Below are 19,853 nucleotides of genomic sequence, written 5' to 3'. Positions count from 1 at the left end.
ACTCGCCTTTTAGACGAGTGGACTGAAGGGGAATCCCCTTCATACAGCTCAAGCTTTTTCTCTTTGGAGTTTGCTTAACTTCCACCTTCTTTGGCATACTCACACTTGCGGTTAGCCGAGTGGACTGAAGGGGAATCCCCTTCATACAGCTCAAGCTTTTTCTGTCTGGAGTTTGCTTAACTTCCACCTTCTTTGGCATACTCACACTTCCTGCTAGACGAGTGGACTGAAGGGGGTCCCCCTTCATACAGCTCAAGCTTTTTCTGTCTGGAGTTTACTTAACTCCCACCTTCTTTGGCATACTCACACTTCCTGCTAGACGAGTGGACTGAAGGGGAATCTCCTTCATACAGCTCAAGCTTTTTCCTGTCTGGAGTTTGCCTAACTTCCACCTTCTTTGGCATACTCACACTTGCTGATAGCCGAGTGGACTGAAGGGAATCCCCTTCATACAGCTCAAGCTTTTAAGGACTTCGCGTTTGCTTAAGTTATCACATCAAATCTTATTTAATCTGAGCATCAGCTAAAATACAAAAAACCCGAGAAATGTAGTCTCTCAAATGATTGATAGACCTTCTCAGGTTAAGCCTATTTAATTTGGTTCTATAATAATTGATGTGGGTCATAGAACCTTTAATTTTTGTGCTGAATTAAGTTTATAGAAAATGCATCAACTATTCAAATGTGAAAGACTCATTTTCCACCTTTTTATATGGTATTCGTTCTGCCTGATCGCTTCAGCTAAAATGCCCTCCGAAATAGGGTATGGCAGATTATGGATCCCTGGATCATGCTCAATCGAAAGCCAAGCGAGTTTTTCATACAACTCAACAGTTGTGTCCAAACCAAGGTCTTCAAGACACACCGGAAGATGTAAGGACTGGAACAATTCTGCAACTGACGATATCTCGTCTACTTTGTTATTCAAAACCAATTGAACCATTACGCCATAGGCTACCTTTTCGCCGTGTAGCAAGTGATGCACAGAGGGAAAGAAAGTCAATCCATCATGAATCGCATGCGCTGCAGTTGTACGCGCCAGTTCATCTCCAAATCCACCGACCAGTCCGCCCGTCATAATAATGGTTTCGACAATTTTAGTATATGCGTTAGTAAGGTTCCTATTCTCCGCATCTTTTACTGACTGAACCCCGTATTTTTCAATTGTGTCTTTACACATGGCTGCCACTGAACGTGCAATCATCAACGCCGCAGAATCATTTCCTGGTAAAGAAAGGTTAGGTTCTGATTCATACCATTTAGCCAGCGTGTCCCCAATTCCAGCTGCAAAATACCTCACAGGCGAATCCAGAATAATCTCAGTATCCACCAGAAGGAGTGATGCCTGGCGGTGGTGGAAGTCATAGCGTATAAATTCTCCATCGATCGAATACATTACACTTAAGGAGGTCCACGGCGCACAGTTACTCGCAAGAGTCGGGATAAGAATTGAATGCAGGGAGGGCACTTCTGCCGCTACGTATTTTACTGTATCCATAATTTTACCGCCACCAATCCCTATAACAACATCGGCTTTTACAGTTTCAGCTATTTTTTTAAGGCGGGCAACTTCTTCGTAGCTGCATTCACCTTCGAATGTGACCTCTTCAATCTGCTTTAAATCAGCTTCATTTAAAATGAGACTGACTTTAGATTCCACCTTTTCCCAGGACGTTTTCCCGTGAACGATCAGCACACGTTTGAATGCTCTATCGATCAGATAGTCCTTTAAAACTTCAATAATACCCGGGTTACACCTGTAAGCTTCCGGACCCGGTCTGACGGTTAACTGCTCATTCAAACGTCTTCCTCCTCAAATTTACTTTTAATCTAATACTTCATTTCTAATCTCATTTTAATATAGAGAACAGTCTAACAATTGCTTAGGCTCAAGTCAATACTGCTACTTACTAATACTAAATAAGGACTGATTATTAAGCATCAGCCCCCTCTTTCAATTAGTTACTCTTCACTTTCCTTAGTAAACTCAGCTTTGATCAGATATATTGCCTCGTATTCCTCAATTTCCTCTCTATTCTCTTCCGCGTCAGTATAAAAACCACTAGATAATGTGCTTAATCCGTCATCCATACTAGCTGCGATGAGACTTCCCAGAATAATTTCACCACTTGTCAGGTCAATGGTCTGGTTAGATGATGTTCCCCAAATCGTGTTTTCAGAAAATCCATCCTCGTCAGTTTCAGTCCCCAGGTCTGGTAGTGAATCTGATGTCGTCCCATAGTGAGAACTCGTCCCAGTACTGATTCCAACAGTCAATAAAAGCTGATCCTCAGTACCATATAATTCAGCAGGAGTAAACACTATATAGCCACTGTCACTGCCAGTTATTTCCATTGAAACGTGCATTATATCCCATTCAGTCTGTTCTCCGAATTCATACTTTTCGATCCAGACAGCACCCGTATCGTAACTGCTGTCTACAGTATAATCGAATATCAATGATTGATTGTGTACTCCCTGAAGGATAGCTTCTTCTCTCTCAGTAAGCTGAGATTCCGCGATAGTGTTTGTTTGAGTCTCTTCCTCACTCGTTCCTGCAGTGTCACTCTCGTTCTCATCAGTCACTTCATTTGCACATGCACTATGTAGTATAGCTACCGTTAAACCCAAACTTAATCTTTTCATAATACCCTCCAAAATTTTTCCCCATCCACAGCTAGTCATCCTGATTGCTGTCATCTACCTCATTAAATTCCGCTTTAAAAATATAGACGGCCGCATAGTCTTCAATTTCTTCAAGGTTCCCTTCGATGTCTTCATAAAATTCTGGCGAGAGTGACTGCATGCTATTACCTTCCATTGAAATAGAATAGCTGCCTAATAGAATCTCTCCTTCTGGAATATCCGTCTCATCAGTAACAACACTTGCCCAAGTCGTCATTTCAGTATCTGCTTCCTCGCCGATTATTTCATCTATTGAAGTCCCTCCACCACCGCCAGATTCTCCATACACGCCCATGTTGATGGCTTTTTCTCTTGGATTTATATGTGTATCAGAGAATGTAAAAAGGATAAATCCACTGCCTTCGACGTCTGTCCACATTCGAGAAAGATGAGACTCAACTAATTCACCAAACTCGTATTTTTCAATCCAGATGGATGCTTCTTTACTGTCATTGCCCAAATTAAAATCGTATACAAATGATTGATCAGAAGTTGCGAACAACATATATTCTTCTCGCTCAGTCAGTTCAGCTTCTGCAATGGTATTGGGAGACGCAGCTTCATTCCCGTTACTGCAAGCACCCATCAATGATATCAGACCTATTAGCGGAATGATTTGCTTTTTGTTCATTTTATTCCCCTTTTATGAGAACAGTCTCATCTTATTTAGTTTAATTTATCATACATTATTTAACGCCATAAAAGAAGGTACCCTCAACTTTTATTTCAAAATTGAATTCACATCAAAAAAACTAAACCAATCATTACCTGATCAGTTTAGCCTTTTACTTGTTTTATTCACTTCTCGATTGTTTCGGTGGAGTCATTATTCCGGGTAGTCCCGCCCAGTTTCAGTTCTGTTTCAAACAGGAGATTCCCCTGGGGCTCGCCGTTTTCCTTTACTTTGTTCAATACCATCCGTGCACAAGCCGCGCCCATTTCTGCAATGGACTGCTTCAACGTGGTCAAATGCGGATAGGCAATCTGGTCCAGAAAGACCCCGTCATGCCCGATGACCCCGTAGTCATTAGGGATGTCATATCCCCGTTCTTTGATTTCACGGATCACGCCCAAACCTAAACGGTCGGAGGCACACAGAAATAAAGTGTTCTTAGGAAATTGTTCCCAATTCTCTTTAATGAAGGCCGCTGAATACCTGGAGCGGTTTTCAAGACGATACACACATGTTTCAAAGCCATGTTTATCCATCACTTTTGCATACCCTTTTTCCCTAGAATGGGCGAAAGGCTCATCGACATCGATACCAATATACACGATTTTTTCATACCCATTTTCGATAGCGTATTCGGTTGCCCGCTCCATACTGCTTTCATTATTGCTGTCTACAAAGTCAATCCCAAAACTGTTCTGACCAAAAATAACAGTCGGTTTCGTGAGCGTTTCAACCAGCTCTTTATCTTTTTCACGCATGCCACAGACGATATACCCATCCGATTCGCCGATTTGAATATTTCTGTGAGTCAATAGCTGTAAACTATATGCATGTTTGTCCAATTCATTCGCAATGCCTGTTAATAAGAACATGTAGTACGGTTCTGTAGTGTCCATCTCTTCCAGTATCAGTAATTTAATAATTTGAGTCCGATTGTTCGCTAATGCTTTAGCCGCTGCGTTAGGACGGTAATTCAACTCCTGCATCGCTTCATACACTAGCAGTTTCAACTCATCGGTTACTTTTTCCGGGTGATTGATGACACGAGAAACAGTCATTTTGGAAACATTTGCTTTCTTAGCAACGTCGCTTAATGTAACCAAACGCTCTCTCCTTTCTATCTCCCTTATTGCACTTGTTTACTCTTTTATGATAACAAGAATAAAGGACTTGACTGCACACACTCTCAATAAAAAATTGTGTGCATTTTTATCATACACTAAATGTCTACATCAATTAACTCTTCAGTTAAAAACGTCACTTAAAAAACTCATTTTCACATTATTTCTCTACAATTCTTACTTCATAAGGAGCGAGCTCCAACGCTCCTGCAACTGTTTCACCTGACTGAACATCTTTAACTGTTTCCAGAAGTAAAACAGGCTGACTTTCTTCAGTAAAGTTCATAATAAAGATTGTCTGTCTGCCTTCAGCTTCTCTTGCCTGAATGGAAACGCCTCGATTGTGTGTTGCATCAAGAGGAGCTGTCAGACCCAGCGAATCAATCAGTTCACCGTAAAAGTCACGGTGGAAATCATCTTCCATGCGTGCACCAATGTAGAAGGTCTGTCCATTATAATAGGTATGCTTAGTCACCGCTGAGGTATTTTTGTAAAAATCTGCCTCATATGTGCCCAGCGTCTCGGCTTCGTTCACATCAAGTAAAGTCGCGTAATCTCTTACCTCATAAGACTTGCCATTATAGAGGACAGCGTTGCGGTCTGATGGGTAAAACGTATCTGTTTCTGTCGGTTCAATTCCAAAGAGGGCTTTCAGCGGTTTATACCATCCGCCCATATAGGTCAAGTCTGATTCGTTGACCAGTCCAGTGATGTAGGTAGCGACGAGTGTGCCGCCATTTTTAACAAACTGTTCCAGCTTCTTGACAGTTTGCTCTGACATCATGTAGAGCATAGGAACGAGCAGAATTTTATACGAATCAAACGTGTCTTCTTTAGACAGCACATCCACAGCAATATTTCGCTCCCAGAATGCCTGGTAGTGTTTCTGAAGCGTCTCACCGTACTGTTTCGTTTTCAGCCCGAACCCCTGTGTATCTTTCAAAGCCCAGTCACTTTCGACATCATATAAAATACCGACTTCAGCTTGTCTTTGATAGCCGACGACGTTTTTGGAAATGTCTTCCATTGCTTTTCCTAATCGAGCCACTTCTTTAAAGACGCGATTGTCACTCGACCGATCATGATCGACAACTGCACCATGGAATTTTTCTGACGATCCTCGTGATTTACGCCACTGGAAATACAGAATGCTGTCTGACCCATGCGCCAGCATCTGCATAGATGATAAATAATGCATCCCCGGTCGTTTTGCTTTATTAACGTCATGCCAGTTGACCAGACTTGGAGTTGATTCCATCAGTAAAAATGGCTTGTGTTTCATGTTGTAGAAATGATCATTCAAGAAAGCAACCCTTGAAGCCAATGTCGCCGTATCTTCCTGATCATTATGCCAGGCAGGGTAAGCATCCCAGCTGATGACGTCGACTTCTTTCGCGAACGCACTGTAGTCCAATGCTGTAAACGGCACAAACTCAGGATTGTCCGACATGAAATTAGTCGTGATCGGTACTTCAGGTGTCTGTTCTCTTAATGGCACAATCTCGTTTTTGTAAAAATCAATGGTCTGGTGCGACACAAATCGGCGCCAGTCCAGGTTCATGCCATGAACGGCACTCTCCCCAATTGGAGAAGGTGATTCAATCTGTTCCCACTCAGTAATTGTGTGACTCCAAAACGGGCCCCACCATGCGTGATTCAGTTCATCCAGGTTATGATTATATTTATCTTTCAACCAGCTTCGGAAGTTATCCTGACATAAGTCACAGTGACACTCTCCCCCAAATTCATTGGATATATGCCACATCAAAAGTGCCGGATGCTTGCCGTAACGTTCTGCCAGTTTTGCATTCATTTCCTGCGTTTTTTTACGGTAATAAGGCGAAGAAAAGCAGTGATTGTGACGAGCACCGTGAAGCTGCTTGCGTCTTTCAGAATCTACCCGCAGAACTTCCGGATGATTTTTTGACATCCATGCCGGTCTTGCTCCACTTGGTGTTGCTAATATAAAGCGACCGCCAATAGACTCGATCCGCTCGATCACCTTATCCAACCAGTCAAACGTATAGGTTCCTTCTTCAGGTTCCAAAGCTGCCCATGCGAAAATACCGATTGAGAACGTATTGGTGTGTGCCTTTTTCATTAACTGGACATCTTCTTCGAGCACGTCCGGATAGGTCAGCCACTGGTCAGGGTTATAATCGCCTCCGTGCAGTAACCGGTCTTCATTCGTTACATTAAGTCGTTTCATTAAACTCTTCCTTTCCTCTTTGTTATTTACTGTAAAATCGTTTTAAGTCATGAATGATATCATCCACTACATTCATCTGGTAGCCAGGCTGTCGGCGGTCTTTCATTTCATCTTTCAGACAGGCGAGGTAATCTAGATGATGCTTGTCCAAAAGCTTACAGTCTGCGTCCCTTAGATAATCGGTCAGATCTCGTGCGTTTAAATAGGTTTGAATATCCATTTTCCACGTTCTGGACTGGGTTGGATAATGCAAAAGCAGCTCTTCAGCCCGTACAATACTCTTCGGTGTGAAGTCCCCGACAAAGCGCAGTTCAAATCCACTCTCTTCAATGCGGTCAAACACTTCCCACGTTGCACAGTCCCACTTCTCTCTAGGGCAAATCATCGGAATCGAGGGCACTTCATCTAATATGCGCGTAAACAGCTCCGGATTGTCAATCACCCAGACGATGCCTTTCTGATGAGCTGGATAGACAGCCGTCAGTTTAATGACTTCTCTCAGCGGCACTGTCAAGACGCTCCTTGTATGAACGGCCGCTTCCCACATCGCATGATAACCTTTCTGAGTCTCTGCGTAGCAGTTCACGACTGTCACAGCGTCTGATATATCTTCTCTAAAAAGATTGAAATCCTGAAGCAGCTTGTCTTCGGCCCGTTTTGAACCGGGCAAGGTGATCGGTTCGATAGCATGGAGGCGTTTCGTTTCGGATAACACATGCAGCCACAATTTGCCTAAAGGCTGAGAAGGTTGAAAGGCGTCAGCATCCAGAGTAATAATCTGACTGAACACAGACAGCCTGATCGGGCGACTCGGCAGCAGTCGGATCCCTTCTGACAAGTACAGCACGTACTGCTCAAACTGGTGACTGGATTCTTCAATCAGATCCTGAATCCATCTCGTATCGTGAGTATTGCGTCTCAGATAGGCTATCCAGTCTTTAAGCAATGAAAACTCTTCTTCCAGATTCTTAAGATAACCCTTCCGCTCTTCTTTAGTAGACAGAGACAGCAGTTTTTCATCAAAATAAGCTTCAAGCAGTTGTGTCAGATCAAGACCGTTGAATGGTGGACTGTCCAGTTTTCGGTCGAATGCTTCCAGATCGACTCGTCCTTTATTTTTGAGTGACGCTATAGAGACTTGAAAAAAGTGCGCTACTGATTCCAATTCCACTGGGTTAAAAGTTTCTAGTTTGACGTACCCTTTAATTTTGCGGTGTTTAAGTAGTTCCTGTCTGAATAAACTGAATAGTTTGTCCATCCCCGGCTGAGAATGGAAAAATTGAATCGCTTTTTCTAAATCGCTCATTTTAATGAGGTCACACCTTTCCTTCAGCTGATATCCCCTACATAATACCATTAAAATTATTATATCGGCATTTTTTTAACAAAATGTGACAAGACTCTCACATTTCCGATTTTTATAAGACCTTTAACTCATCTTCTACACGTCACTTGTGATAAGATACGGTTAATGATGTTAAAATATTACTAAAGAAAGCTATCAAATAAGTCTTTTTCTGAAAATGTCAGTTGTGAATTCAGTAACTCACTTATGTTTAATTTAGTTATAAATAAAGGAGATAACGTTTAGTGAATAAAAAATGGTTGATCACATGGAATACTGTTTGTACACTCATTTTACTGTTGAGTATTCTGATTCCTTCTACCGGTGCTTTTGCTAGTGACCGTCATTTATCTGATGAGTACATAGATATCATTGTAAGATATCTTGATGAGGTGCCTGATGAAGAGGATTTGGATCCGGACTTTAAAAATGTTCGAACGATGACTCTGATGCCCGTGCAACTGATGACTGTCCCAGCTTCATCCATAAAAGACATCAGCCAGATGGAAAACGTCAGACGTGTCACATATGATCAGGAAATGACGACGACCCAATCCGGTCAAAATGAGTTTATCTATTCTGATGACTGGAACCAGGATATGATTGGTACATTTGACGCCTGGGAAGAAGGCTATACAGGAGAAAATATTCGCGTAGCCGTCCTTGATACCGGCTTTTACAATCATGAGGAAATCACTTATGCCGGTGGATACAGTATCTTTGGTGAAGATCATACAGAAGGCCCAGACAGCTGGGATAACGACCATGATGGACATGGAACACATGTCTCCAGCATCATTGGTGCTCATCAGTACACACGTGCTCAGGGGGTTGCTCCCGGAGTAGACTTGTTTGGTGTTAAAATTTATCATTCAGCTGAAGGAAACCGGACAAATGCCAGCAGTCTCATGGAAGGACTGCAGTGGGCTATCGAAAATGACATGGACATTATTACCATCAGCTCAGGCTATCCCAGTCATAGTGAAGATATTTATGAAATGATTCAGCAAGCTTCCAGAAATGGGATCATGATTGTTGCAGCAAGTGGAAATATGACTGAGAATAAAACTGAAATCGACTTCCCTGCTGCCTATGAAGAAGTCATCGCTGTTTCTAGTGTTGATCAGAATCAGCATCATGTTGAAGATTCAATGATTGCTGAACAAAATGAACTGGCTGCACCCGGCAGGTCGATTCTTGGATTGAACAATCAGCCTGGAGATTACACCACAATGTCCGGGACATCTCAGGCGACCCCACACGTTGCCGGTATAGCAGCACTATTAATGCAGAAATACCCTAATGAAACTGCGGGTCAAATTAGAGCCCGTATGATTCAAAAAGCGCGAGACCTGGGACAAGACGGCCGGGATGAGCTATACGGCTACGGCCTGGTCCATTTCCTCGAAGAAGTTGTCCCAGAACCCGAACCAGTCGAAGAGGATGAGGAAACACCTGAAGAAACCCCAGACGACAGTTTAGAAGAAAATGGTGAGGAGCCTCAGGAACCAGTTGATGAAGACGACTCAGCGTCTGATGAAACAGAAGACCTTCAGACCCCGGATGATGTAACGGAAGAAGCACCGGATAACGAAGAACCTCAAGAGGATACTGACGGTGAGGACGCCGAATCAGATGATGAGGATGACCAGGTCGAAGACAGTGAACCCGATGATACTGAAGAGGAAGAGGATCAAGCTCCTCTTCAAACGACCGTCTGGATACGTCCCTCTGATACAAATGGCATTGCCACAATTGATGACGATGACATTTTAGCCGTTGCTGACAGTGGTGTGCTCGCGATTTCTTTTGATTCAACATTGAACCATATTCAAAATGTCAGCTTAACGTCTGACCAGATCGATCTAATCAGAGAACGCAACATTACATTACTGATTGCCCGTCTCGACATGGAATGGGTCATTCCTGCCGGCAACTTCCAAGCAGGAAATGCTTTTCTTTCTTTTGAGTCACTTGATACTCCTATGGAATACAGTGAGGTTGCTAAAAGTGATCTGATCGATTTCTCAATTGAACAAGACGGTGAAATGATTACGGCTTTCCCTGAAGAAATGGCCTATCGATTCTTTACAGATGAACCTGAACTGAATCAGGACAGCCTCTACCAGTGGAATGCGGCCCAAGAAGAGTGGGTGCTGTCAGGTGAAACGTACACGAACGGTGGAGTTGTCGCAAATACAGCGTCAGTTGGCACCTTTGCTGTTTTTAATCCAAATGAACTGGCCTCAGCCATTTTAAGCGGATCAGAAGACAGTGAACCGGAAGATGTAGAAGATCTACTTCCTGATGAAGAAACGACGCTTGAAGAAGAGGATGAGACCGATTCTTCCGATACAACAAGCTCCTCCTTCGGACAGTCAGACGGTGAACTGCCCGTCGTATTAGTCGGAGCAGTCGTGATTCTAACCTCAGTCGGTGGAGGATTTTACTTCTTCGGCGGTAAATCAAAACAATAAATTAAGAGAATCCTCGTCTCCGGACGAGGATTTTTCCTTTTTATACTTTAACTTCATGCTCAGCTGTTCTTGGAAACTGAGATGGGGGCTAAAAACCATTTAGTCTGCAGCTCGATGTGATCACTTGAGCGAGCTGCACTTTGTGACTACGACTATCCCCTACTCACCAAAAAAAATCACCGAGTTGAAAGCTGTCGTCGCCACTATCTTTAACTCGTCAGCAGCCAAAAAATGAGCAGACTATAAAACAACTGACAATCTTTAACTCAGCAGCACTTCTAAACGAGTAGCATCTAACGTTACTGATAGCCATTTACTCAAAATGATGCAGCACCGAGTTGATGTTAACCAAATGCATTTCGGTAAATACAAAAGAAGCGCTGATCAGCTCATTAAAGTGAGTTGATCAGCGCTTCTTTCCTATTCTATTTATAAGAATACGTGCTGCGTCTTCTGGTTTTGTTTCTTAATTTGTAAACGATTGGGTTTAAAATAGCCAGTACAACTATCCCTATGAACATGTAAAGCGTCAGGGAATCACCGTCCAGGGTAAAGTCTTCGAGAAATGCGTTTTCTACGACCAGCAAAGCTGTCCCAATGACTAAATGCGTAATGGAAATAGCGAGTACTGAGAAGAATGTAACGATAGAGTCTCTGCCTTTTGGAAGAAGAGAAAGAATCAGGAACAGTGCCAAAATAACTAATATAATGCCGAACACCAATCTAAACTGCGTAAATATTTCTAATTCCATTTTATAGTCTCCTTTAATTCGTTTACACCTTATATTCTACAAGGGTGCCAACGAAAATACAATCTTTTTAAATACCGGTCATGCAAAGTCCCTCAGTTCAATAAAACTGACGTCCAAACAACCAGCCCCCAATCATATTCGTCACCGATTCGGGAGATTGTGTCATATCTGTCTCGACCTCTTTCTCTTCTTCGGTCAAATGGAGCACTTCAAATATGACCTGATGCTCGTTATAGAATCCAATATCCAAAAAACGCTCATCCGTCAAACGATACTCATTTCCTATAAGTCTGTTTTCATCTTCAGACCAGTTAACCTCTCCATCCATTCTAATAATAAATTCGTCAGTCTCACCGTATGTAAAATAATGCTGATTATCTCGAGAGCCTATATAGTCGTAGGGAAACCCGCGTGTCACTCGTGCACTTTCATACATATCCAGAGCAGTCAGATTCTCCCCGAGAGTAGCCGATCGTCTGTAGGCGTTAACGATTGCGGGATCTTCCGTTGTTTCAAGTCCTAATATAGTCGCCCGATCTCTGACCCCAGGATGAATATACTCATTTTGGCTCAACCAGCCGCGGTGAGTCAGATGACCGACTGCACTATATGCTACAGCCAATATAAGCAGACTGAAAAAAATGCGGTTTCCGATTTTGCTAGCTTTCGTTCCCTTCTCAGTGTAAATGAGGACAAAAATATACACACTGACGAACAGCACCATGAATATGACTACAAGCGGTATGAAAAAAGTGTAAAAGCGTTCTGCCGCCATCCATTCTTCAAACATTTGACCCTCCTAAATATTATAATGGATTTTTTAAAACTGCTGACTCCCGAATGTCCAGCCGCTGAAGATATCCTCTGTTGACACCATTTGAAACCCAGTCAAATCCTGCAATTCTCTTTGTTCATCCACTGGTAAATATAAGGAGTCAAAAAAAGTATTGAATTGTCCGGTAAAGCCGATCGTTTCAAACCGCTCATCGGTAAGCTGGAACTGCCAGCCTTGTATTTCACGCGTATCATCCGTCCAGTTAATGTCGGTTCGGATCCTGAAGGCATACTGGTCGTCTTCACCAAATGAGAAGTAATGCGTCTCATCCCGTGAGCCTAGGTAATTGTAATTGAAAACCTGCACTACTTTTTCAGCTTCATACATATCCAGCTCTGTTAAGTTTCTCTGAACAGAAGATGCCCGCTGAAAAGCCTGAACAAGCTGCTCATCTTCATCTGTCTGAATTCCCAAAATATAAGTGTGTTTACGGATTCCTGGATGAATGTGATCGTTCTGTTCGACCCAGTAACTATATTCGTTGTGCCCATAGATAAAATAACCCAGACTGAAAACCATCATCAAGCTAAAGCCACCCGTCATCAGTCGTCTGGACTTGTGCCCTTTTTCAGTATAGGACACCACAAACACATATCCAAAAGCCAGGGTTAATAAGATGATCACAATAATAGGCATCGTGAATGTGTAAAAACGTTCTGCTTCCAACCAAAATGCATACATGAGGGTCTCCTCTCAGTTTTTATCCAAAATCAGCTGATTAACCATTGGCAGATATAAGGTGTCTCCTTCAGTTAAAATAAGGGTCGGTTTCGTTTCTTCAAATCGTTCACGGTTCAGTTCGTTCATTTCAAACATATCAGGCGTAATCTGCCTTAAAGTCAGTAACTCCTGATTGTCTTCTTCACTGACGAGATGATAGGGGTTCAAACGTGAATGCAACTCAATGATGTTCTGGTCTGACTCACCTGAAAAAATATAGAGTTCAGATGACCGTGGGCTGATGACGCCTTCTATCGTATATTCTCCTGCCTCGATCTGATTTCCGACTTCGTAATGACCGGCTAAAAGGGTGATTGTCTCCGTTTCTTCTAGTAACGGTTCTGATGCTGCAGTTGAGTCGTCCGTATAGCTGACAAACAGAATCGGATCATTTCCTGTCACTGTAATCGTCTGGCCTTCTCTTAAATCGACCACTGCCTGCATCACACCGACATCGTCCTGGAAATGCTGTTCAAACACGACTGCCTCCTCCCCATCTGTGATCATCACATTGGCGGTATGGATGATCCAGCGGTCTGGGCTGAAATCGCTTGATTCACTCTGCAAGATTACACGTCCTTCAGGAAGGTCTTCTCCTACGATGTAGCTGCCCTCATTCAATTCTACAGGCTCGTTATCTGAAAACTCAAGCGACGGTTCCCATAATGACGCACTTAATGGGTATCTTACATAGAGCGCTTCATCTTCTTCATCAATCTGAGAATGGGCCTGATACAGTTGGATCGCTTCCTCATCCTGTTCAATTGCCTGTCCGTCATACCGCGGTGCACGGAACCCTGTATAGCTGGCACATCCGGATAAAAGGATCAGGGTAAAGCTCAGTCCAGTCACTTTGCTTATCTGTTTAAACCGGTGTTTTAGCATCGTCGTGCCCCCTGTCGTATGAGTGCAGTTCCAGCCCGTATAGATGAGAGTAATATTCTGATGTGCCGAGCGGTCCGACAGTCAGCGCACCTGTTTTCAGTTGTCGAATCAGATGATAAAGGGCTAATTGTTCTTTCTCAGATAAAGACAGCAGCGGAATGCAGAGCATACTGTTTCCAAGATGCATCGATTCTTCCGGCAATGTGACCGATTCTTCCAGCACTTTTGCTTGTTTCTTAGTACACATGACTTTAAAGTAATCCATTTTGTCCTGATGGTGGTCAAAGACAAAGTCGAGTTTTTTATCTTTAAGGAAAAAGACTCTGTCCGCATATTCGTCCAGGTTATCCAGTAAATGCGAAGCGACCATGACGATTTTTCCGTCATTTCTCAAGTCGATGAGTATATCGGAAACCAGTGACACATTTTCCGGATCCAGTCCGTTCATGACTTCATCCATAAACATGACAGGTGTATCTGCGGCAACCACCATAGCGAAACATAAGCGCTGGCGCATGCCTAACGAGTAAGTACTGACTTTCCGGTCGACATAATCAGCCATGTCCAGACGTTTAATGATGGCTTTTACCTCATCCCGCTTCCCGGCCCACATATCCGCGTACATCTCGATGTGTTCTGTTCCGGAAAAGTTTTCGTGCAGATCAGCCTGATTTGGGAAAAAAGTAATCAGCTTATGTAAGGCCAGCACGTCTTTGTCTTTCGCTGAATAAGCTGTCTCATTGACTTCGATTTGTCCAGACTTCACAGGTATAAACCGCATGATCGCATTGAACATCGTGGTTTTTCCCGTTCCATTCGGTGCTACGAGTCCAATGATCTGTCCATCTTCTATTGTAAATGAAATGTCGTCCAGTACGACTCTATCTCCGTAAGCTACGGTCAAATTGCTGATTGTTAATGTCATTTAGACTCTCTCCTTTTTAGTCCCAGTGTCTGTGTTGGAATGAAACTGAAGATGTAGTGGAACACGCCTTCAAGCATCAGCCAAACGCCTACCCCTATCAGAGGAAGCCGCCAGAATTCAATGCCTGGCAACTGATATTGAGCCGCAGATGAGCCTGTTACAACTCCTACTATATTTGTATAAAACGAGGGCTGCCATCCCGTGACCGGTGTGAAAAACTGCCAGATCGTGTAAAACATGACTAGTCCAGCAGTTACAAACAAGGTCAGGTAAACATTTCGAATCATCCAGCTCAATCCTGTTATGATCAGCAGGAACAGATAGCTGACGATCATCCCCATACCTAAAAGCAGCAAAGCGTACTGCCAAAGCGGAATATAAGAGACCGTCTGATTAATGTAAATATCTGAAGGGTAGTTCAAACTGCCGGTTGTTTCAAACACCAGCGAAATCAGATAACTGCAAAGCAGACCAATCAATGCAACGCCCCAGGTCATAGCCCAGAGGAGCGAACTGCGAATGCGCCACTGTCGTTTGATGGGAATGGGAATCCCCTGGGTCACGCTGTAATTCTTCATCTGCTCTTTCGTGAAGTGATCACCCGCAAGGAGTGCAATGACAATAAATAAGATGGTCGTGATGAAGAGCTCCAATTGCTGCTCCAATATTTGTGAGGAAGCATACGGGTTCCATTCGATATCCAGACCATAGTCTTCCAGTGCATTGTAAAATGCCAGCTCCTGCTGCGTTTCAGCTACCGAGGGCAAATAAACAGACTGAAGTAATTCATATGACTCGAATTCGGTGGCTTCATGTAAAAAGAGATTGTTTTCAGCCATTTCCCGTCCATTATTCAAATAATCGGACACGACTTCTTCCCAACCGTCGATTGTATTGCCTTCTCTTTGAGAGAGGATATATCGGTTCAAGCCAATGAGGGTCGAGTTACGTCCCAGTCTCAACTGAACTTCCTGACCGACCTCTCCTTCAAAATGCGAGTCGGGGATCATACGGAAAATCTGATGCGCATCACTGTATTCAGATCTTAACTGAACTTCCGGCAGCGTCACATTCTGCTGTCTGTAAAGCAGTGAAAACGATCCGAGAAAGACGAAAAATCCAATCAGCAGCAGGCGAGTCTTCCAGTCGCGAAGCATCAGTTTGCCATTCCATTTAATCAGTTTCTTCATGTTAACTCGCCTCCTATGCTAAGAATTTTTGTCTCGTATTAATTTTTGTCATCAGATAAGTCACTGCTTCGATTACGACTATAGTAACCCCTAACACGATCAGTCCTCTGGTGTAAGGAATGGGTGCCTGAATATTAGCCTCCGTGTAGCCCGTTACAAAATCGCCAAAGTGGAAATACGTTTGCGGGAACCAGCTCAAGTCGATTCCCAGCAGTTCTGTGGTTTCGTCTCCATAATAAAGCAGTGAGAACAGAAGGGTGAATGTGGAAGCAATCAGAACCACGACGTCCTGCTTCAGTATCAGACTGAATAAGGTGTTCAGACGTGTAAAGCCGTATAATAGAAGAACCGCAAATGGCAATGCCCTTGTAAAGAATGTCGATAAAGGCATCGTAGTCATTAAGGAATGATGGAACGGTTCGCCTTCTGCAGCGACTTCAAAGAAGCCAGCCGGAAGGGATCCGAATCCAAATCCGTATTGTATGCCATTGACCAGATAAAACAGGGTGGTCAGCCCAGCTAAAAATAACGCAACAAAACCGAGTGCTGCCACTGACTGGACAAATAAATAACCGAACCAGTTTTGTGAAACCCCGATTTTCTGGGTCGTCAGTTTACGATCTTTAGTCACAACATCACTGATCATAAAGAGCAGGAGAAAAATCAGCAGATACGGTCCCCACCCAATAAGGAAAAGGTGGAATTGTTGCAGACTGGTTCGTTCATGAATATGATGAAAGTTAAGTGGATCAACTTGGTTTATGTAAATCTGATTTTTCATTGGACGAAAAGGTTCTTCTTTCTCACTACCTAATATGGCTAGATTGAATCCCTCGGGTTCTAATGCGGTATTTTCCTCTATAGGGCGGTACCCTATCTCCAGGTAACGTCTGGCATCTCCCGTGTTCAGTGCACTCAGGAGTTCCCGCTGACTGACATAGTCATTTCGAGCGACCTGATAAGCACTTGTCCCCGTAAACAAAGAGCTGAGAGTCTGACCTGATTCCAGTTGATCCTCAAACGTCTGACGATTAGAGGATATCTCTCTTTGGAGCTGATCAATATCGACTTCATCAAAAGCGGGCATATGGGGTAAAATAAGCAGACTATGTATTAAAACCATCCCCACACATAACATCATCACCAGGCGATTTTTCTTATTTCGCCACATGTATTTCCATGTTTCACCAACTACTTGCTTATACATACATCCAGATCCTTTACTCTTCAAATTTGTACTATTTAAATCAGTTTATCATACAAAAATCATAAAAAAAGTGAATTTATCATTTTTCTCTAATAAACATTAAGATTCATAAAATCTTCAAGTATTTAATAACTGATTGTTTATTAAATATAATCAGTTATGAAAACCCAGGTCCTGAGACCTGGGTTTATAGTGTTTTATAGGTGTTCAGACTCGTCTGGGGCGAGTCTGTTCCTTCTAATTGTGTTTACTCGGTCTTCCTGGTTGGCGCAGTTTGCTGAAGCGAATGGGACTTTGGTTTACTCAATCGTTTTAGTTTCTGAGTCTGCTTAAGGGGGCGACGGTTAGGTACACCCGCTCGATTTAAATGTTCACTAGACCAAACATACATAAGCTTTAGCATACTGACATTAGAAGCAGTTTGAGTTAACCGAACTGCTCTCCTCTTCAACTCACTCGCTCAAATTTCCCTGTTCACTTTGCTCAAGTTTAGCCTTTTTCAGCTCACTCCAGAAAATAATTGCCCGACTCTGCTAAAGCTACGACCACTAAGACAAACTCGGACCTCTTAGATCCTTAACTTTGCCGAACGAGACCTTATCCGTACGAAAAAAGCTGCCCTTGCCTTAATCAAAGCGTTTCAGAAGCCAAGTATCACATGCACTGTGTTCGGTTCCATCCAGTGGCTTGGTCAACTCTTCAAATCCGTACTTTTTATACAAGATATTCGCATCTGAAAGTGACGCAAAGGTCTCAATGTAAAGAGCATCATAATGCTCTTTTCCAAATGCCATCGCTTCTTCCATTAACAGACGAGCGTAGCCGTTACCGCGCTCTTCTTTTAGAATATACAATTTCTGAATTTCTCCCACTTCGTCAGATACGCCAAACGGACCGACACCTACTCCCCCTATGACTGTGCCGTCCTTTTCCAGGACCCAGAACTGTCTGTCCGCTTTCTGATAGTAGCCGTAAAGTGAAAATAAATACGGATCATAATAGGCTGTGCCGGGCATTTTTAATCCCTCTTGTTCAAGACAGGTCTGGACGATTTTCCCGAGAATCTGATTATCTCTTTCTTCGATTTTTCGCAGTTTCACCATCAATACTCCCCCCGTATAGCTATTATTGCCTTTTAATGTCAGTCAAATCTAAATCTGATTAAGCACATGACATTAGAAATGATTCTCCTATTATACCCTACATTAAGATTTGATTAAATGCTCCCTGCTCGACTGGTTCTATATTTAAAAAAATATCGCTTTAACTCTCTATCGCTATAGAAAAAAAGTCAGCGAATGCGTTCCACTTTATGAATGAACTGGCGAGTGCTAGTATTCGAGTTAGATAGGTAATGGACCGTAAACGAATAACCGTCACAATAAGACTACTTACTATTGAAAGGACTGGTTTTAATGGAAAAAGTGTATGATGTCATCGTCATTGGTAGTGGAGTTGCTGGAAAAAGTATCGCTTCCGGACTTGCTACCGAGGACAAACAGGTCGCGATTATTGAAGAAGATCTATGGGGTGGCACCTGCCCGAACAGAGGGTGTGATCCAAAAAAAGTTCTGGTGTCTGCCGTAGAAGCACTGGATCAAGCAAATCAGTTGAATGGAAAAGGAATAAAGAACAGCCCAACAATCGACTGGCCAGAATTGATGGCCTTTAAAAAGACTTTCACCGATCCAGTATCCGAACAAAGTAGAAAAGGACTGGACTCTTCAGGAGCCGAAACGTTCACAGGAACGGCTGAATTTATTGACTCGAAGACGATTAAAGTGGGTGATAGAGCACTGAAAGCCAGCCAGTTTGTAATCGCAACAGGTGCACGCCCGTCGCTGCTGGACATACCGGGAAAAGAACACTTCCTGACCAGTGATGATTTTCTTTCTCTTCCAGAAATGCCTGATACCATTACCTTTGTAGGGGCGGGGTACATTTCGTTCGAACTGGCCGCTATTGCTAACGCAGCCGGTGCAGATGTTCATGTGATCCAGCATAATGACTCCCCTCTGAAGGCTTACGATCAGGGTTATGTCCGAACTGTTATGGCTGAACTGGAATCAAAAGGTGTCCAGTTTCACTTGAACACTGATCTCGCTGAAATCAACAAGACCGATCAAGGTTACCTGCTATGCGATGAGGCAGATTTCAAGCTCACAACTGACCTGGTATTTGGGACTACTGGACGCATTCCAAACACAGAAAAACTGAAGCTTGAAAATGCTGGTGTTGAAGGTGATAAAAAAGGCATACTGGTAAATGAGTACCTGCAGACCAGTAACCCTACCATTTTCGCACTGGGAGACGTCTTGTCCAAAAAGCAGCCGAACCTGACGCCCGTATCCAGTTTTGAATCGGCCTATTTACTCTCATACCTGACAGATAAAACCACTGAGCCGATAGCCTATCCAAGCATACCGACCATTGTCTTCTCCACCCCCAGACTGGCTCAAGTCGGTGTGAGCGCAAAAGAAGCTGGAGACGACCCGGACAGGTTTGACCAGACTGATATCGATGCAACGAAATGGTTCAGCTACAGTCGGTCAAATGAACCTGTGTCAAAAATTAAAGTCATCACAGATAAACAGTCAGGTTTGTTAGTTGGAGCAACATGTCTTAACAATAAAGCAGATGAACTGATTAATTACCTGGCTTTTCTGATTGACCGGAAGATACCTGCAGCTGACCTGTCTAAAATGGTCTTCGCGTACCCGTCCATCGGCAGCGACCTAGCCAGTATCTATTCCTGACACCTGTCCCCTTCCTAAGAGTAAAGGCTTAAGGAAGGGGATTTTTTTGTAAAAAAATGTATCTGTTTTCTTA

At 43.2% G+C, this 19,853-nt stretch carries 16 protein-coding genes; 2 read left to right on the top strand and 14 right to left on the bottom strand.

The features are described 5' to 3' along the window. Positions 1-670 precede the first annotated feature (670 nt). The 6 genes from CLV38_RS04390 to CLV38_RS04365 form a co-directional block, all read right to left on the bottom strand. Entirely contained in the window at positions 671-1,801 is a 1,131-nt protein-coding gene (locus tag CLV38_RS04390) for an iron-containing alcohol dehydrogenase family protein (RefSeq protein ID WP_106192047.1), read from the bottom strand. A gap of 161 nt (positions 1,802-1,962) precedes the next feature. After that, a complete protein-coding gene (locus CLV38_RS04385; RefSeq protein WP_106192045.1) occupies positions 1,963-2,646 on the bottom strand; it encodes a hypothetical protein in 684 nt (227 codons plus the stop codon). 31 nt (positions 2,647-2,677) lie between these two features. Further along, complete coding sequence (locus CLV38_RS04380; RefSeq protein WP_106192042.1) at positions 2,678-3,316, bottom strand: hypothetical protein; 639 nt, start codon at positions 3,314-3,316, stop codon at positions 2,678-2,680. 167 nt (positions 3,317-3,483) lie between these two features. Then, positions 3,484-4,461: a LacI family DNA-binding transcriptional regulator gene (locus tag CLV38_RS04375; RefSeq protein WP_106192039.1), complete on the bottom strand. Its 978-nt coding sequence runs from the start codon at positions 4,459-4,461 to the stop codon at positions 3,484-3,486. Positions 4,462-4,639: 178 nt separating this feature from the next. After that, positions 4,640-6,688 (bottom strand): beta-galactosidase, encoded by a 2,049-nt coding sequence (locus CLV38_RS04370; RefSeq protein WP_106192037.1) that lies wholly within the window; start codon positions 6,686-6,688, stop codon positions 4,640-4,642. A gap of 22 nt (positions 6,689-6,710) precedes the next feature. Next, entirely contained in the window at positions 6,711-7,994 is a 1,284-nt protein-coding gene (locus tag CLV38_RS04365) for a TIGR02679 domain-containing protein (protein WP_170068811.1), read from the bottom strand. A gap of 284 nt (positions 7,995-8,278) precedes the next feature. Between CLV38_RS04365 and CLV38_RS04360 the strand changes: the two genes are divergently transcribed. After that, positions 8,279-10,510, top strand: a complete 2,232-nt coding sequence (locus CLV38_RS04360; RefSeq protein WP_106192032.1) for a S8 family peptidase — start codon at positions 8,279-8,281, stop codon at positions 10,508-10,510. Between the two features lie 425 nt (positions 10,511-10,935). Here CLV38_RS04360 and CLV38_RS04355 read toward each other — a convergent pair whose 3' ends face one another. The 8 genes from CLV38_RS04355 to CLV38_RS04320 form a co-directional block, all read right to left on the bottom strand. Continuing rightward, a complete protein-coding gene (locus CLV38_RS04355; RefSeq protein WP_106192029.1) occupies positions 10,936-11,262 on the bottom strand; it encodes a hypothetical protein in 327 nt (108 codons plus the stop codon). Positions 11,263-11,359: 97 nt separating this feature from the next. Further along, a complete protein-coding gene (locus CLV38_RS04350) occupies positions 11,360-12,052 on the bottom strand; it encodes a hypothetical protein (RefSeq protein WP_106192027.1) in 693 nt (230 codons plus the stop codon). Between the two features lie 30 nt (positions 12,053-12,082). After that, on the bottom strand, positions 12,083-12,778 hold the full coding sequence (locus tag CLV38_RS04345; RefSeq protein ID WP_106192024.1) for a hypothetical protein: 696 nt from the start codon (positions 12,776-12,778) through the stop codon (positions 12,083-12,085). Between the two features lie 12 nt (positions 12,779-12,790). After that, complete coding sequence (locus CLV38_RS04340) at positions 12,791-13,702, bottom strand: hypothetical protein (RefSeq protein ID WP_106192021.1); 912 nt, start codon at positions 13,700-13,702, stop codon at positions 12,791-12,793. Beyond that, entirely contained in the window at positions 13,683-14,627 is a 945-nt protein-coding gene (locus CLV38_RS04335; protein WP_106192019.1) for an ABC transporter ATP-binding protein, read from the bottom strand. Before CLV38_RS04335 ends, CLV38_RS04340 begins: the two co-directional genes overlap by 20 nt. Continuing rightward, entirely contained in the window at positions 14,624-15,817 is a 1,194-nt protein-coding gene (locus CLV38_RS04330; protein ID WP_106192016.1) for a hypothetical protein, read from the bottom strand. The genes CLV38_RS04335 and CLV38_RS04330 overlap by 4 nt, the downstream gene beginning before the upstream one ends. A gap of 13 nt (positions 15,818-15,830) precedes the next feature. After that, positions 15,831-17,024 (bottom strand): hypothetical protein, encoded by a 1,194-nt coding sequence (locus tag CLV38_RS04325; RefSeq protein ID WP_106192013.1) that lies wholly within the window; start codon positions 17,022-17,024, stop codon positions 15,831-15,833. Positions 17,025-17,650: 626 nt separating this feature from the next. After that, a complete protein-coding gene (locus CLV38_RS04320) occupies positions 17,651-18,127 on the bottom strand; it encodes a GNAT family N-acetyltransferase (RefSeq protein ID WP_106192010.1) in 477 nt (158 codons plus the stop codon). 312 nt (positions 18,128-18,439) lie between these two features. Here CLV38_RS04320 and CLV38_RS04315 point away from each other — a divergent pair, with 312 nt between their 5' ends. After that, positions 18,440-19,780, top strand: coding sequence for a dihydrolipoyl dehydrogenase family protein (locus CLV38_RS04315; protein ID WP_106192008.1), 1,341 nt, complete (start codon positions 18,440-18,442; stop codon positions 19,778-19,780). Positions 19,781-19,853: the final 73 nt, after the last annotated feature.

Source organism: Alkalibacterium olivapovliticus (assembly GCF_003003275.1).
GTDB classification, from domain to species: Bacteria; Bacillota; Bacilli; order Lactobacillales; family Carnobacteriaceae_A; genus Alkalibacterium; species Alkalibacterium olivapovliticum.
Note: the sequence above shows the minus strand (reverse complement) of the source record. Positions and strands in the feature narration are given on the sequence as shown.